Annotated in this window: 13 protein-coding genes; 6 read left to right on the forward strand and 7 right to left on the reverse strand. The window is 46.5% G+C overall.

The genetic code is table 11. The features are described from left to right. Positions 1–237: 237 nt before the first annotated feature. Entirely contained in the window at positions 238–1,182 is a 945-nt protein-coding gene (locus SIN01_RS11525) for a nucleoside hydrolase (protein ID WP_047035503.1), read from the reverse strand. A gap of 152 nt (positions 1,183–1,334) precedes the next feature. On the opposite strand from SIN01_RS11525, the gene pepT reads away from it, so the two are divergent. Further along, a complete protein-coding gene (gene pepT, locus SIN01_RS11530) occupies positions 1,335–2,567 on the forward strand; it encodes a peptidase T (RefSeq protein WP_010026224.1) in 1,233 nt (410 codons plus the stop codon). Between the two features lie 89 nt (positions 2,568–2,656). Here the strand turns inward: pepT and SIN01_RS11535 are convergent, their stop codons facing one another. After that, the gene (locus SIN01_RS11535; RefSeq protein WP_010026223.1) at positions 2,657–4,054 is read right to left on the reverse strand and encodes an MFS transporter; all 1,398 of its coding nucleotides are present in this window, start codon (positions 4,052–4,054) and stop codon (positions 2,657–2,659) included. Positions 4,055–4,228: 174 nt separating this feature from the next. Here SIN01_RS11535 and SIN01_RS11540 point away from each other — a divergent pair, with 174 nt between their 5' ends. The 4 genes from SIN01_RS11540 (at position 4,229) to SIN01_RS11555 (ending at position 7,988) form a co-directional block, all read left to right on the forward strand. Beyond that, a complete protein-coding gene (locus SIN01_RS11540; protein WP_047035501.1) occupies positions 4,229–5,395 on the forward strand; it encodes an MGDG synthase family glycosyltransferase in 1,167 nt (388 codons plus the stop codon). A 230-nt stretch (positions 5,396–5,625) separates the two neighbouring features. Next, on the forward strand, positions 5,626–6,342 hold the full coding sequence (locus SIN01_RS11545; protein WP_010027586.1) for a DUF2271 domain-containing protein: 717 nt from the start codon (positions 5,626–5,628) through the stop codon (positions 6,340–6,342). Between the two features lie 2 nt (positions 6,343–6,344). Continuing rightward, positions 6,345–7,286, forward strand: coding sequence for an FAD:protein FMN transferase (locus tag SIN01_RS11550; RefSeq protein ID WP_010027585.1), 942 nt, complete (start codon positions 6,345–6,347; stop codon positions 7,284–7,286). A gap of 18 nt (positions 7,287–7,304) precedes the next feature. Continuing rightward, a complete protein-coding gene (locus SIN01_RS11555) occupies positions 7,305–7,988 on the forward strand; it encodes a hypothetical protein (protein ID WP_010027583.1) in 684 nt (227 codons plus the stop codon). Positions 7,989–8,251: 263 nt separating this feature from the next. On the opposite strand, the gene rlmN is transcribed toward SIN01_RS11555, so the two are convergent. From rlmN to pxpB, 5 genes are all read right to left on the reverse strand, one after another. Further along, on the reverse strand, positions 8,252–9,331 hold the full coding sequence (rlmN, locus tag SIN01_RS11560; RefSeq protein WP_010023788.1) for a dual-specificity RNA methyltransferase RlmN: 1,080 nt from the start codon (positions 9,329–9,331) through the stop codon (positions 8,252–8,254). Positions 9,332–9,473: 142 nt separating this feature from the next. Further along, positions 9,474–10,508 (reverse strand): AI-2E family transporter, encoded by a 1,035-nt coding sequence (locus SIN01_RS11565; RefSeq protein ID WP_010023790.1) that lies wholly within the window; start codon positions 10,506–10,508, stop codon positions 9,474–9,476. A 319-nt stretch (positions 10,509–10,827) separates the two neighbouring features. Next, the gene (locus SIN01_RS11570; RefSeq protein WP_010023792.1) at positions 10,828–12,168 is read right to left on the reverse strand and encodes a C1 family peptidase; all 1,341 of its coding nucleotides are present in this window, start codon (positions 12,166–12,168) and stop codon (positions 10,828–10,830) included. Positions 12,169–12,244: 76 nt separating this feature from the next. Next, complete coding sequence (locus tag SIN01_RS11575; RefSeq protein ID WP_010023794.1) at positions 12,245–13,255, reverse strand: 5-oxoprolinase subunit C family protein; 1,011 nt, start codon at positions 13,253–13,255, stop codon at positions 12,245–12,247. Next, positions 13,252–13,968: a 5-oxoprolinase subunit PxpB gene (gene pxpB, locus SIN01_RS11580; protein WP_010023797.1), complete on the reverse strand. Its 717-nt coding sequence runs from the start codon at positions 13,966–13,968 to the stop codon at positions 13,252–13,254. The genes SIN01_RS11575 and pxpB overlap by 4 nt, the downstream gene beginning before the upstream one ends. Before the next feature lie 56 nt (positions 13,969–14,024). On the opposite strand from pxpB, the gene SIN01_RS15225 reads away from it, so the two are divergent. Continuing rightward, positions 14,025–14,214: hypothetical protein (locus SIN01_RS15225; protein ID WP_218027781.1), on the forward strand; the 190-nt coding region annotated here is incomplete at its 3' end.

Below are 14,214 nucleotides of genomic sequence, written 5' to 3' on the forward strand. Positions count from 1 at the left end.
ATAATGGTATAATACTCAAGGAAATTTGAAGAAGCAGATAGTTTATTTAAATTAAGTGAGAAAGGCTGGGGTGAATATAGAACCTGATTTCAGCACAACCCTATTCAAAAAATAAGCGGGCACCTGCATACAGAGGCGCCGCTTATTGTGCTTTTATCGAGTAACTATACGCTAATCACACGATAAATCTTTTAGTCTATGTGCCTTTTCAATGCCCTCACTTACATCCATAATGCCTCATTGCCGTGCTTTCTTCGCGAGTTCCACAATTGATTCAAAGAACGCATCGGCGTTCACGTCATAAACGATCTCGACCTCACGCCCATCCTCAGATTCTTCAATCCGTCCTTGACTTGGTTCTTCGGTATGGACGAACGTACGCACTTTTTTCGCACGTACCAGTTCGGGATTGCCCGCAGCCATTGTCGTCAGTACATCCCACAGGTAGTACGTTGAATTGGTTTCAAAGTGAACAAGCGGTGGAACTGCCGCATAGCACTGGCCGATAAAATCGATGCCGCTATACTTTCGCAACGACGCCCATTGGTTGCGAATCGGCACGGTAAGCGGCACTTGATTGGTACTCTCCAGCGCGACCATCCGCACCGGGATGCTGCTGCGCCAAACACGCGCGACTGCTTCTGGATCCCAAAAGGCATTCCATTCGGCCGTCCCGTCATGCTCCGGCTCCTGCACGTTGCCGACCGACTTCAAGGTGCCGCCCATCCAGATCAAGCGCTCGATCTTTTCCTCAATATCTGGATCAGCATCCAGCGCGCGGGCAACATCGGTCAGTGGGCCGGTACATAGCAGCGTCGTTTGCCCCTCATTTTCCCGCACTTTCTGAATCAAGTGTTCATGCGCCGGCAGGTTACTTAATGGAGCTTCTACTTTTCCCGATTCGTTTAAGATCGGCAGCGCATCGACAAAAAACGGATGCATGCGCCACTCCTTTGGAAACGGATTGTGCCCGCGAGAATTCGATCGTGCGACCTCAACCGTTTCTCTTCCAAAGCGGTCAATAATTTTCCGACTCGCCTCAACACCCGGCGTTAAATAGCCGTCGGCAGGGATCACGGAAACCCCCGTTACCTTCACTTGTTCCATCTGCAGCAGCAAAAATAAAGAGACCAAATCATCAATTCCTGCATCATGATTAAAATAGACATTCATTCGTTCCATTGCAGCATCCATCCTTCAAAATCAATTTTTCCTATTTCAAAAATAACAAACTCGGTTGAATAAGAGCAAGCAGGATTGGGCATGCCTGCAGACATGATCTATAGGCTTCGTAGTGGTAAAATAGGGAAAGACATTTAAGGAGGCTGACCCTTTTGAAAGAAGACTTGATTAAACGCTTCACTTCATATGTAAAAGTCAATACACAATCCAATGATGACAGCCCGAGCTGCCCATCGACCCCCGGACAGCTGACACTTCTGCGCCAGCTTGTTGCTGAACTGAAAAGTATCGGCATGCAAGACGTGACGATGGATGAAAACGGCTACGTGATGGCCACGCTTCCTGCCAACACAGATAAGAACGTCCCAGTTGTCGGCTTTATGGCGCATGTCGACACGGCGACCGATTTTACCGGTGACGGCGTCAACCCGCAGTTCGTCGAAAACTATGACGGCGGCGATATCGTCCTGAACAAGGAACAGAACATCGTGCTCAGCCCGAAAACCTTCCCGGAATTGCTTAATTACAAAGGGCATACGTTGATCACAACCGATGGTACCACACTGCTTGGCTCTGATGACAAGTCCGGTGTTACCGAGATCATGACAGCCATGGATTATTTGATCCAGCATCCGGAAATTAAGCACGGAAACGTCCGTGTCGCATTCACCCCGGACGAAGAGATCGGCCGCGGTCCGCATAAATTTGATGTTAAAGCATTCGGCGCATCGTTTGCTTATACCGTTGACGGCGGCGCACTCGGCGGCCTGGAATATGAGAACTTTAACGCCGCTGAAGCTAAGTTGATCTTTAAGGGCAGCAACGTCCATCCGGGCTCTGCAAAAAACAAAATGCGCAATGCCATCAAAATGGCAGTTGATTTTCAAAACCTGCTGCCCACTGAAGAGGCTCCGGAACTTACAGACGGGTATGAGGGCTTCTATCATCCGCTGACCTTCAGCGGCGATGTGGAACAAACCAAGGTGGTCTACATCATCCGTGACTTCGACAAACAAAAATTTGAATCGAAAAAAGCATTTGTTCAAGAAGCCGTGAAGAAGCTTGAACAAAAATACGGTGAAGGCACGATTGACCTGCAACTCAAAGATCAGTACTACAACATGAAAGAAATCGTTGAGCAGAATAAAGAAGTCTTTGACGTTGCGTATCAAGCAATGAAGAATCTGGACATTGAGCCGCAAGTGCTGCCGATCCGCGGCGGCACAGACGGCGCGCAGATCTCTTACATGGGACTGCCGACACCAAACCTGTTCACCGGCGGCGAAAACTTCCACGGTAAGTACGAATACCTGTCGGTCAACGATATGATCAAAGCGACGCAAACCATCGTTGAAATCGCACGATTGTTTGAAGAACAAGCCTGAGTTCAGTTTAAAGGACCGCTGGATCCATAACGGATCAGCGGTCCTTTTTTTATTTTGATACGCAAGCAGGCTTCGCAGCGACAGTGTTGTCAGACAATCTTCCCGCGTTTATCTAATGTATCCTTCACCTTATGAATATCACGAACATTATACTTCGCCATAATCACATAGCATAGCGCGGATGGGATCAGCGGCAGCTGCAGAATCGTCATCGTCACAATGTAATCGCTTGGGCTGTCGAGATACATCGATAAAATTGCCAAAACGGCCCCAATCCCAAGATTGCCGACCGTACGTCCAAAACTGTTGAACAAATTAGCGATGCTGAAGACCGCACCACGATGTTCCGGTAGGTTTACATCGGTAATCAGCGCCAGCCAGTTCGGTGTATTCGCCGACTGAGCAGCCGACGCAAACAGTGATATGATGAAAAGCGTCAGAATCCAAGGATTGGTCACCAAGTCGCCCAGTAAGCTAAAAAATAAAATTACCGAATTTGTTGTATTTGGCAGTGATAATTGATCGATTGGAAAAATAAATAATAGAATATAAAGCGGCATGGTCAAAAAAACGAAAACAGCAGTAAGCAGCGCGCGCGCCTTGTAGCTCCTTCGCTGCAACTTGTCACCAAGGTAGCCGAAGTAAGAGGACAAGGTCCCGCCGACTTGAAAAATGCCATACAGAAAGGCGGCGACAATCATCGCGATTTCCGGCCCATAGCCAAGCGCTTTAATCCGAGCGATATACAGGGTGGGCAGCCAAATTAAACTCCCAGTTGCAATGTTCATGAAAAAACCCTGCAGGAAAAGGAGCAGATTGCTTCGTTTACTGAGCATGGTCATGATCTGACCAAGGCTGATCCGGTACGTATAATTCATACCGCGATCCATTAGCTTCTTTAATTCAGGTTCCATGCTGCCAAAACGCGGCTCTTCGACGAAAAAGTAAAAGACGATGAGCAGCAGGCCAATAATTGCCAGAACCTCAAAGGGAAGCCGCCAGTTTGATAAGGATGAGATAATTGAGGCAATCAGCGCGCCTGCAATGCCGCCGAATCCTTGCGACATACCCCAGAGACTCAAGACCGTGCCGCGTGAATGATAAGGCACATAATCCGTCAGTGCACTGAATCCGATCGATGCAACGCACCCGAGTCCAATCCCGGTAATGATCTGACAAATCATCAGATGGATGTACGAGCTACTGAGCGCGGTGAGGTACACGCCGATCACCCAGATCAACGTACCAACAATGACCAGCCGTTTCCGATGAAATTTGCCTGACAGATAGCCCCAGAAAAGCGATGAAAATGCAGTAGCTAGAATATTGACAGCCGACACGACACCCATTGCTGAGATCGCAACATTCAAATCTTTCGCTATGTTTGAAAAGAGCGGTGGAAATAAGCCAATCACAATATTGTCAAAGGCAGCCAAGCTCACGTAGACGGATATTGCGTAAACGGTTTTAACTTTCTGCAGTGACATACAAACGAGATCTCCTTAAATTTAGTTGCGCAATTGTAAGCTTTTTGTTACGATTGGTCAATAACTTTCACAAAAAAATTGTTTCCTGTCCCAGTTTAGCATACAATGTAAGGTAGACAGAAGAGACTGCTTATCTAGCGAGTCAGTCCAATTGTTAGAGAAAGGATATCTTCGATGATTAAAAATATACTCATCATTTCTTCAAATTACACCGGACACGGTCACAAGAGCATTACGGAATCACTTAGCGAGAAATTCGACATTGTTCCGGATGTTAAGATTCATGTGGTCGATGGTTTCTCATTAGGCGGCAGCACCTTGCTCCGAGTGGGTAAGATGTACGGTCCCATCACGAGAAACTCGGAACATCTCTGGAAAGTGATCTGGGATATTACTTCCGTGAAGGTGCCATTTGTCAATCATTTGATCGAGATGAAAATCAAAAACAATTTCTTAGATCTGCTCGAAAAAGTTAAGCCTGATCTCATTCTGACCGTTCACCCGAATTTTAACGGTTCGGTACTAAATATTCTTGAAAAAAACGACATTCACATCCCTTTTGTGACTCTGATTGCCGATTTGATCAGTATCTCTCCATTTTGGGCGGACAACCGTGCCAGCTATGTGATCAGCCCGACAAAAGAGGCTAAAGAAAAGTGCATTGAATTCGGCGTTGCACCTGAGAAAATTAAAGTGATCGGATTTCCGGTTCGCGAACGTTTCTATCAACAGTCGCCGAAGCAACTTGACCAGTACTCACCGAACAAACCGCTGAACTGCCTGCTCATGAGCGGCGGCGAAGGGGTCGGTCATATGGGCAAAATGGCAAAAACATTGATCGACACATTTAACTTCAATATTACCATTGTAGCCGGAAGAAATGAAAAATTACAGGAACACTTGAACAAAACACTTGTAAAAAAGTACGGAAGTGAAAAAGTCAAGATCTATGGATTCACGCGTAATATTCAGGACTTGATTGCAAGTTCCGATATTGCCTTTATCCGAAGCAGCCCGAACGTTATGATGGAAGCCGTTTCCTGCAATACGCCAATTGTGATCACAGGCGCTCTGCCAGGACAAGAAGCGGGCAACCCGATGTTTGCAGAAAAATACCATTTAGCGATCACCTGCGAATCGATGAATGATCTTGTGCCGACGATCAACGAACTGCTGGATAATAATGTTGCCATGCTCAAAGAGATCAAAAAATCGCAACAAGCGTTTGTCGACCCTCAGATTCCGGAGAACATTGTCAACTTTATTTTGAATATCCCCGGCGAAGACCTGCAACCCGCAGGTGTCGAAGTTTCGTTAAATAGCATCAACTATGAGTCTTAACGGACTGTAAAACAGCGCGTATCCCTATGGATGCTCGCTGTTTTTTTCTTTTCAAATCGATCGGTATAACGAATCGTGTGCGTCAGCAGGGGAAAAAGATCGATAACGGTTATCCATGAATTCATAAAATAACAGCAAACCGATTATTGTAAAAATTTTCGCATTTGAACTACAATAAACGAAAGAAACTTTTTCTACAAAAATGAACAAAGGGATTAGGAGTGAGATCGATGAAAAAAGTACTGGCTCCTGTTGTCGGCACACTGGGTGCCGGCGTCATTGTTCTATCGGGGATGGCTCATTTCGCGCATGCTGATAATCCATTTTCGTCCAGCCAAACGTCAAAACCAGCAGCATCCTCTGCACCTTCGACACAAAACGGATCATCACAACAAGCCCCGGATATAAAGACCCTTGGACTCGTCTCAATCAGCTATCACCTCAATCATCTTGATCAGTTGGCAAGCAATCAGATTGCCTTTTGGATTGAAGATGAAAAAGGAAACTATATCAAAACCTTACGTGCCTCCAGTTTCACCGCGGGAGGCGGCTATAAGATGCGCCCGGAATCGCTTCCAGAATGGCGCAAATCCGCCGACTGGGCTCATGCATCACAAGCCAAGATTAATCAGGTCAAGCTGCCGGAACAAAGTGCCGGCAGCCACACCGTCTACTGGGACTGCACAGATGCCTCAGGCAAAGCGGTTAAGCCCGGCACTTACATCTATAAGGCGGAGGGCAACATCTACTGGCAGAATCGAGTGGTCTTCACAGGTAAGATTACGATTGGCAAGAAAAATACGGACACAGTGGCACAAGCCGCCTATAAGCCTGCCAGTGCAAAAACACATGGGACACTACTAGAAAATGTGCAGGCAAATTTCGATTCAGGCAAGCGCATCGCTTCCGTCCACCAAGACCCAACCACCAGTTCTCAAGGCTCATAATCATGGCTGAATTCCATCATCGCTATATGAACACGTTTGTGTCAACTTCCGGAATCAATCCGCCGGATGCTCAACGTGTTTTTGATCGAATGGCAGCAGCAGAGCAGCGCTATTCCAGATTTACTGTGAATAGCGAATTGAGCCGTGTCAATGGACAGGCCGGTCAGGAGACCCCTGTCTCACAATCGTTTGCAGCACTATTCTTCGAAGCACTGCGCTTTTATGCTGAAACCGACGGCATTTTCAATCCATTTCTCGGTAATGTGATGCGTTCCATCGGTTATGATCGTTCGTTCGAACAGGTGGATCGTCATCATGCGTTGCGGCATAACGTCCCGCCAACGGCAAAGCAGTCTTCATTTACTTTTGATCTTGAAAAACAGACGATTACCTTACCCGCGGATATTGCCTTAGACTTCGGCGGTATTGCAAAAGGCTGGACTGTTCAAAGCGCAGCGCAATCGCTGCTTTCAATGAGTCGCCCCCGCGGTTTGATTAACGCCGGCGGAGATCTTATGGGCTGGACAGACAGCGATCACGCGCAGTGGAAAATTGATGGGTCCCATCCCTTTTCCGATCATCAATCCATCGGACGGATTGCCTTCGATTCCGGCCAACTCGGTGTTGCGACGAGCAGTACGATTAAGCGAAGCTGGAGCGATGGTACGCAGCTGCTTCATCACTTGATTGATCCACGAACCGGACTGCCGGCCGCTTCAAACATCATTCAAGCGACCGTCGCAGGGCCCAAGCTTCTGCCATGCGAAATCTATGCAAAATGTTTATTGATCTTAGGGAGCAGTCAAGGTCCGGCTTGGCTGGCAGCAAAGCATCCCGAACTTTCCTATGTATTTGTTGATCAATCGGGCAAGATAACCGCTTCAGAAGCGACAAACATGCCCCATATTCGTGTGGTGTTTTTAAAGCAAATCGACATTCCATAAAAGAAGGAGCGATCAATCGTGGAGCAAAAGCATAAAGGATTGAAATGGACCATTGGACTGGCCTTGATCCTCATCATCAGTCTATTTATTGAAATGGAACGCCATACCGGCTTCTTATCAGCAGCTGCCCCAACCTGGCTGATTGTACGCATTCTAGGAATTACTGCATACCTGCTTCTTTTCTGCGGGATTTGCTTGGGTATTATGGCTGGAATGCCGATTTGGCGAGGCAGAAAAAAAGCACGCAATCGGCTGCTCAAAACGCATTCCTTATTAAATACAACGGGTACATTTGTCGCTATGCTGCACCCGCTGCTACTTATTATCGACCCCTATGTGCCTTTTTCATGGATGCAATTACTCATCCCGTTCACCGCGCCTAAAGAACCGTTTCTCTACGGACTCGGAACGCTCACCTTGTACGGCCTGTTATTCATTCTGATCACCACGGATCTAAAAAATAAAATGCCGGTGAAGCTGTGGCGAAGCTTTCACTTAATTGCCTATGTTCTCTTTCTCTTAGCACTTACTCATGGGATTATGGGCGGGACGGATGCAAGCAACATCGTCATTTTTTCAATGTATGTCGTTACTTTTGTCGTTGTTCTCGCATTGATGATCGCGCAAATCCACATGGTCAGCGCAATTAAGAACAAGGCATTGCGCAACCAAAAGGTGACAGAACGCGGCTTGCACCGTTAACCTATTTTCCATATAAAAAACCGGGCAACAAGTGCTCGGTTCCTAATCTCCAGCCATATGTGATGGGCCCGTGTCTTCTCTGTGCTGAATCGTCGCGGTTACTCCCCTGTGCCGCGGACGCCAGAATACCTCCGTTTTGATTCTCGGTTAAGACACGGGTCTATTGGTTTGAAGACGGGACAAAGTCATAAATTTTCTTTACCTGTAAGAAAAACCGGAAGGATTGCGGCTTATGCCTTCTCCTTCCGGCTTTTATCGTCAATTCATCGTTTAACGGTGACTCGTTTGGCTTTTTTAATTTGTTTACTGCGCAGCTGACCGCAAGCCGCATCGATATCCGTGCCAAACTCTTTGCGTACAACCACGTTAATCCCTCGCTGTCGCAGTGTCTCATAGAACGTGACAACGGCCTCTTTATCACTGCGCTGATATTCGGAATGCTCCTCAACCGGATTATACGGAATCAAATTTACATAGGACAGATGACGTTTATCCTTGAGCAGATTAGCCAGCTCAATTGCCTCTTCTTTATGATCATTAATCCCCTTCAGCATGATATATTCGAAGGTAACTCGCCTGTTGGTTTTCTTCAAATAATAGTCGACCGCTTCCATTAATTGCTCAACCGGATAGGCGCGGTTAATTTTCATGATACGGCTGCGCAGCTCATTATTCGGTGCGTGCAGCGAAATCGCCAAATTGATTTGCCAATCGAGATCCGCAAAGTCATAGATTTTCGGCACAAGCCCGCTCGTTGAAACCGTGATATGGCGCGCACCAATTGCCAGCCCGCTGCCATCGTTAATAATCTTGAGAAAGTTCACGACGTGATCAAAATTATCAAACGGTTCGCCGATGCCCATGACTACAAGATGTCCAACCCGTTCGTCCTGTCCTTTAGCATCCAGACTCTGTTGAATTTTCATCAGCTGCTCAACCATTTCTCCGCTGGTGAGATCACGATTTTTCTTGAGCAATCCGCTCGCGCAGAAACTGCAGCCAATGTTGCAGCCGACCTGAGAGGTGACACACACCGATAACCCATATTCATGCGGCATCAGTACGGTCTCAATCAAGTTGCCGTCGGTCAGCTTAAAAAGGAACTTGGTCGTGCCGTCCTTTGCTTTTTGTTCAATTTGTGTCTCCAACGTCCCCAACATAAAATAATCTTCCAATAACTGGATCGTTTTCTTGGATACATTAGTCATTTTGTCGAAGCTATTCACCCGTTTGACGTAAATCCAGCCCCAAATTTGTGCTGCTCTAAATTTCTTTTCGCCATGGGCGACCAGCCAATCGCTCAATTGGTCTATGGTTAATCCGTAGATGGATGTTTTACTCATTATTTAATACCTCTTTTTGAAAAGTGCATATGAGTTCATATTACTGAAGATGCAGTGTTCACGCAAGCCCGACAAACCATTTACCAATAAAAAAACAAAGGGCAAGGCAGGGAAGTTCCGCCTTGTCCTGATCCGAGCACGTTTATTTTCTATGCTTAAATACTAACTTTTTTATCGGCCGTTTGTACTCAACGCCGAGCACGTCAATAAGGAAAACAAAGATTGGCAAACCGACGATCAGCCCCCAGATCCCGAAGAAGTGTTCGGAAAAGATCAGCACAACAAAAGTGTAGAACACTGGAAGTTCGGTCTTCGCCGACATCAGCTTGGGATTAAGCACATAAGCTTCAATCGCATGTACGAGCAAGATGGTGATCACCATATAGATCACGTCTTGAACGCCGCCGATCGTATAGCCAATGATGCAGAGCGGAATCAATGAAATGACGACCCCGGCCACCGGAATCAGACTCAGTACAAAGATCATGAGGATCAAACTGAATAGCTGCGGGAAATGCAGCACCGCCAAAATAATCGCGGTAATGGCCGTGTTGACCAAAGCAATCACAAATTGAGCCTCAATCACTTTACCAAAGGTTTGTACAAAACGAGAGCCGAAAAAGGCGACTTCATCATAGAGGAAGCCGATCTTACTGGTTTTAAATCCACGAGAGAAGTGAAGCAGCCGATCTTTTTCCAGTGAAAAGAACAAACTGAGCAGCAAAGCAAGAAACAAATCAATTGTAAAAGAACCAAAGGAAGAGAAGGAGTCAATAACAAACTTGACGCCTGACTTCAAGTAAGATTCAACATTGTATTTCTGCAACTGATCAAGGACTGCATTGCCCACAACGGATCCGCGAAATTCTTTAATTGTCTTCAAGCTTGAATCAAACAACTGAACGGTCTGATCAGCAATGATCGGCAGATAGATTGTAATCGCCGCATAAATCCCGATGACGATCAGCGAATAGAGTAGAATGACCACCAATCGTCTCGGTACTTTCAACTTCTGATGCAGGAACGTTTCAAGACGATCAACCAGAAAACAAAAAATAAATGTGAGCAGCAGCAAATCAATTAAACTGCGCACCAAGTAAATCAGAAAAATAAGCAGTGCAAAAATTAGAACACGCCGAACCGATTGTTTCTGCAAATAGCCCATCAATACATTCATAGTTTCTGTATTCCTTTTCCTCATTTTTATGTCGTTATCTCGTTATGTCATGGCATAGGTACAGCTACTCTTTTATATTAGTGTTTTTTCGTTCCCGTTGCAAAAGGAAAAATTCATCTTTATATCCTATGTCTCAGCTTAAATACGAAACAGGTCAGCAGGATGTTTCAAAATGAATTTCTCATTTTTGTGCTCTTTTCATTGAACGATGTAGTACCACTTAAACCACCTGTGACCCATGAACGATGTTTTTTCCGTTAACTCACGTATCAAAAAAACCCGCTCCGATCAATCAGAGCAGGTTTAAAGGCGTATTTAATTACTGCATCATGGCCAGTGCACCCATTGGATCCCAAGGTTTCAATTCAACCGGATCCTGCTCGAATGCAGCTTTCAATTCGTCGGACAGATATTTCTTATTAATGACGACTTGATACGTGTATTCATCCATCCAAGGATCACTCATAACAAAGTAGCCTTTGGTTCCGACCTTCTCGCCCCAGCTGTTCTCGACCTTCCAGCGGTTCGGTTTTCCGTCAACGAGGTTAACGCCGGTCAGCACCATCGCATGCGTCAGGCAACTATGTTTGTTGTCCAATCGTTCCGCTTTTGTCATCTGGAAATCCGTGTCGAATGCCGTTGCATAATCAAACAATGCTGTATCCAGAATCCCGTGCTTGCTTTCGGAATATTGAACAACATCGCATCCAAACCAGACGGATTCATTATCTTTAATCTGGCTGATTGCAAGTGACTTCAGCGTTTCCATATCAACGTTCAAATACTTGATCGGATGTCCGCCGACAACCGTACCGAGATACTGAACGGTATAAGTTTTCTTATAAGGTTTATCTTCGGTCGGTGCATTAATAACCGGAACATAATCTTCCAATTTAATCCCAACATATTTCTTGAAAAACTGCTGTGGTGTGATGCCCAAGTCTCTGTGAAAATTCTTGTCTTCATCGCGATACTCAAAATCAAACGTCTTTGGCGGTTCACCAAGAGAAAACGCCAGCAGACGATAAATGTCGCTCAGCATTTCTGTTTTTGTTTTTTCGATTTCATCTCTCGATTTTCCTGCTGCACTTAACTCACGTAAAACACCTGCATCCTTGCGAAGCTTAGCATTCAGTAAGCGGTTCAGTTGCAGTGTGCGGCTGCTCTGAAAGGTTTCCGGCATTGCTTGCTTCGGAACAACACCGTACTTTTCAATAATAGAAACAAGCATATCCCATTGACCGCCATCCTGCTGTGGCGTTTCCATCAGCCAAGAGACAAGCCGTCCGTCAAGCGGTTCAGTTGCTGTATCAATAATACTTTCAAAGAAATAGTTTGCTTTCTCAAATTTATCCCAGAAGAGGGTATAGTTTTGCGAGAGTTCGAAGTCTTTGAGATTAAATGTACCGCTTAATTTATGACGGAATGTATTTAGCGCCGCAAACATCCAGCATCTGCCGCTCTGTTTTTGATCCGTTACTTTGCCGCTTTCAACTTCTTCAGAGAATACTGGATTCATAGATACAACGGCTTCGCTATTCATCGTCGCCGCATTGATCCCATTATTCATGATTGCATCTTGAATCACTTTATTTTGCGCGACACTCTGAATTTTGTCTGAAAATGCGTTGATCATTGATGTCGAGATTTCTTTTGCCATTTCAACGTCCTCCTTGTTCCAATGTTCACATAGATCATTATAGGCCTTTAACGAAGATTCGGAAAGTAACTCATCGTTAATCGCTAAATCCTGTGATCTGCTTGACAATACCCACACGGATACAACGGTGCAGCTGTTCCAGCTCCTCCTCCTGACGGACAAGCGCGGCTTCTCCCTGTTCTGAGGAAATCATTTGAAACCGAAGTGTGCTGCCCGGCGGCAATTGGGCAAGCAAAGGCAGATCCGCTGATGCAACCTGAGCAATGCGTGGATAGCCTCCGGTCGACTGGTGATCGGTCATCAAAATAATCGGCTGTCCATTCCTCGGGACTTGGATCGATCCATTGGTAACCGCTTCGGAATAAAGTTCTAACGGATTATCGAGCATTAGCTCAGCACCATTCAACCGAAATCCCATTCGGTCGGATGATGGTGTGATTTGGTATTCTGTTTTCAGAAAGGCTTCTCTGCTTGCTGCCGAAAACCGCGGCCACAATGTATCGGGCATCACGCGAATGGTCTGTGTCTCCTGATACTTCCGACGCGGTAATGCAGACCAACGGACAGTCTGCCGCTTAGATCCGGCCAATCCCGCCATCACACGACTCATCTCTTCCGAAGGCTTCCCCACCGGAACACGATCATGCTCTTTAAGCAGCCGTCCTTCAAATCCGCCACGCCCTGCCTTCTCATAGGTCGATCGACTGCCGAACCACAGCGGCGTATCCACACCGCCGGCTACGGAAAGATAGCCTCTGCTTCCATAAACCATTCCGCCAATCACCAAAATCTGACCTGCACGCGCAAGACATGGGCGTCCCGTCCCAATACTGTTTCCGTCCAATGTCGGGCGACAAACTGCACCGGTCAATGCAAATAAGGTATCTTCAGTAAAAAGAATACTGGGACCAAGAAAGGAAAATTCAATCACGGCTGCTGATTCATGGTTTCCGGTCAACCAATTCGCCAATTTCGCCGACGGTTGATCCATGGCGCCGCCAACGATCATCCCGTATCGCTGATAACCGCAACGCCCCAAGTCCTGCACCGAAGACGCAAAGCCCTTTTGTATGACAATCAGTGTCATGCCTGTTCCCCCTTAATCCGCAAATACTCCTGTTCTGAAATCGCATCAAAAACAACCAAGTCTCCCGCTTTAAGCAAGGTTGGCGGATCGGATTCCGGCCGGAACAGCGGGACAGGGGTTCTGCCGATGATTTGCCATCCCCCAGGCGAGTCGAGCGGATAGGCCCCCGTCTGTTTTCCGGCAATGCCGACGGATCCCGCAGCAATTTTCAAACGTGGATTTGCTCGGCGCGGCGTTGCCAGTTCTTCAGGCAACCCGCCTAAAAAAGGAAAACCAGGAGCAAATCCAAGCATATAAACAAGATATTGTGGTTGCGTGTGTTTTTCAATGACTTCGCGGGGCGTTAAATGATGCACATGCGCGACCTCGTTTAGGTCTGGGCCGAAATCGCCTCCGTAGCAAACAGGGATATGTACAACCCGTCTTTTTGCTGCCCGATCGGGTTCATTGTTTATTTGTTCCCCTAATTGATTGAGATAATCGATCACCTGTCGCTGAGCGGAGAGGTGATCATTTTTCCCGTTTCGCCTTACTTCTGTTGGATTATAGTAAAATACGACGTTTGTGTAAGCGGGTACATATTCAATAAAGCCTTTGAAGGGACTTCGGTCAAATCGTTCCGTGAATTGATTGATTTTCATTTGTATCTCAGGTGCGATTCGATCCCCGAAAATGACACGAACCGCTTGATCTCCGAACGGTTCAATAACCATTTTATGAATTCCTCCTTTGCTAAGAATCGTGCAGACCTAATGTGCATCGATTCTCCATGCTCATTTCTGGTTTCCGTGCGGGCAGTGCGGCAGACTTCTCACACCTGTCTTTTGCTTCCAGCAAAGACGCTGTGTTAGGGCCAATGGATTTTATTAGAAAACTTGGCTTTGCCATCGATCTTGTGCCTGACGGACACTACAGCTGCTCGCTTGCCGCGGCCAGTCCAGGAGCCTCCTCAGACAGGC

This window comes from Sporolactobacillus inulinus (assembly GCF_006539285.1).
Lineage (GTDB): Bacteria > Bacillota > Bacilli > Bacillales > Sporolactobacillaceae > Sporolactobacillus > Sporolactobacillus inulinus.

Excerpts from the sequence above, each read along its gene's own strand:
- SIN01_RS11525 (WP_047035503.1), bottom strand. The coding sequence starts at position 1,182 with ATGGAACGAATGAATGTCTATTTTAATCATGATGCAGGAATTGATGAT.
- SIN01_RS11535 (WP_010026223.1), bottom strand. The coding sequence starts at position 4,054 with ATGTCACTGCAGAAAGTTAAAACCGTTTACGCAATATCCGTCTACGTG.
- SIN01_RS11540 (WP_047035501.1), top strand. The coding sequence starts at position 4,229 with ATGATTAAAAATATACTCATCATTTCTTCAAATTACACCGGACACGGT.
- SIN01_RS11545 (WP_010027586.1), top strand. The coding sequence starts at position 5,626 with ATGAAAAAAGTACTGGCTCCTGTTGTCGGCACACTGGGTGCCGGCGTC.
- SIN01_RS11550 (WP_010027585.1), top strand. The coding sequence starts at position 6,345 with ATGGCTGAATTCCATCATCGCTATATGAACACGTTTGTGTCAACTTCC.
- rlmN (WP_010023788.1), bottom strand. The coding sequence starts at position 9,331 with ATGAGTAAAACATCCATCTACGGATTAACCATAGACCAATTGAGCGAT.
- SIN01_RS11565 (WP_010023790.1), bottom strand. The coding sequence starts at position 10,508 with ATGAATGTATTGATGGGCTATTTGCAGAAACAATCGGTTCGGCGTGTT.
- SIN01_RS11570 (WP_010023792.1), bottom strand. The coding sequence starts at position 12,168 with ATGGCAAAAGAAATCTCGACATCAATGATCAACGCATTTTCAGACAAA.
- SIN01_RS11575 (WP_010023794.1), bottom strand. The coding sequence starts at position 13,255 with ATGACACTGATTGTCATACAAAAGGGCTTTGCGTCTTCGGTGCAGGAC.
- pxpB (WP_010023797.1), bottom strand. The coding sequence starts at position 13,968 with ATGGTTATTGAACCGTTCGGAGATCAAGCGGTTCGTGTCATTTTCGGG.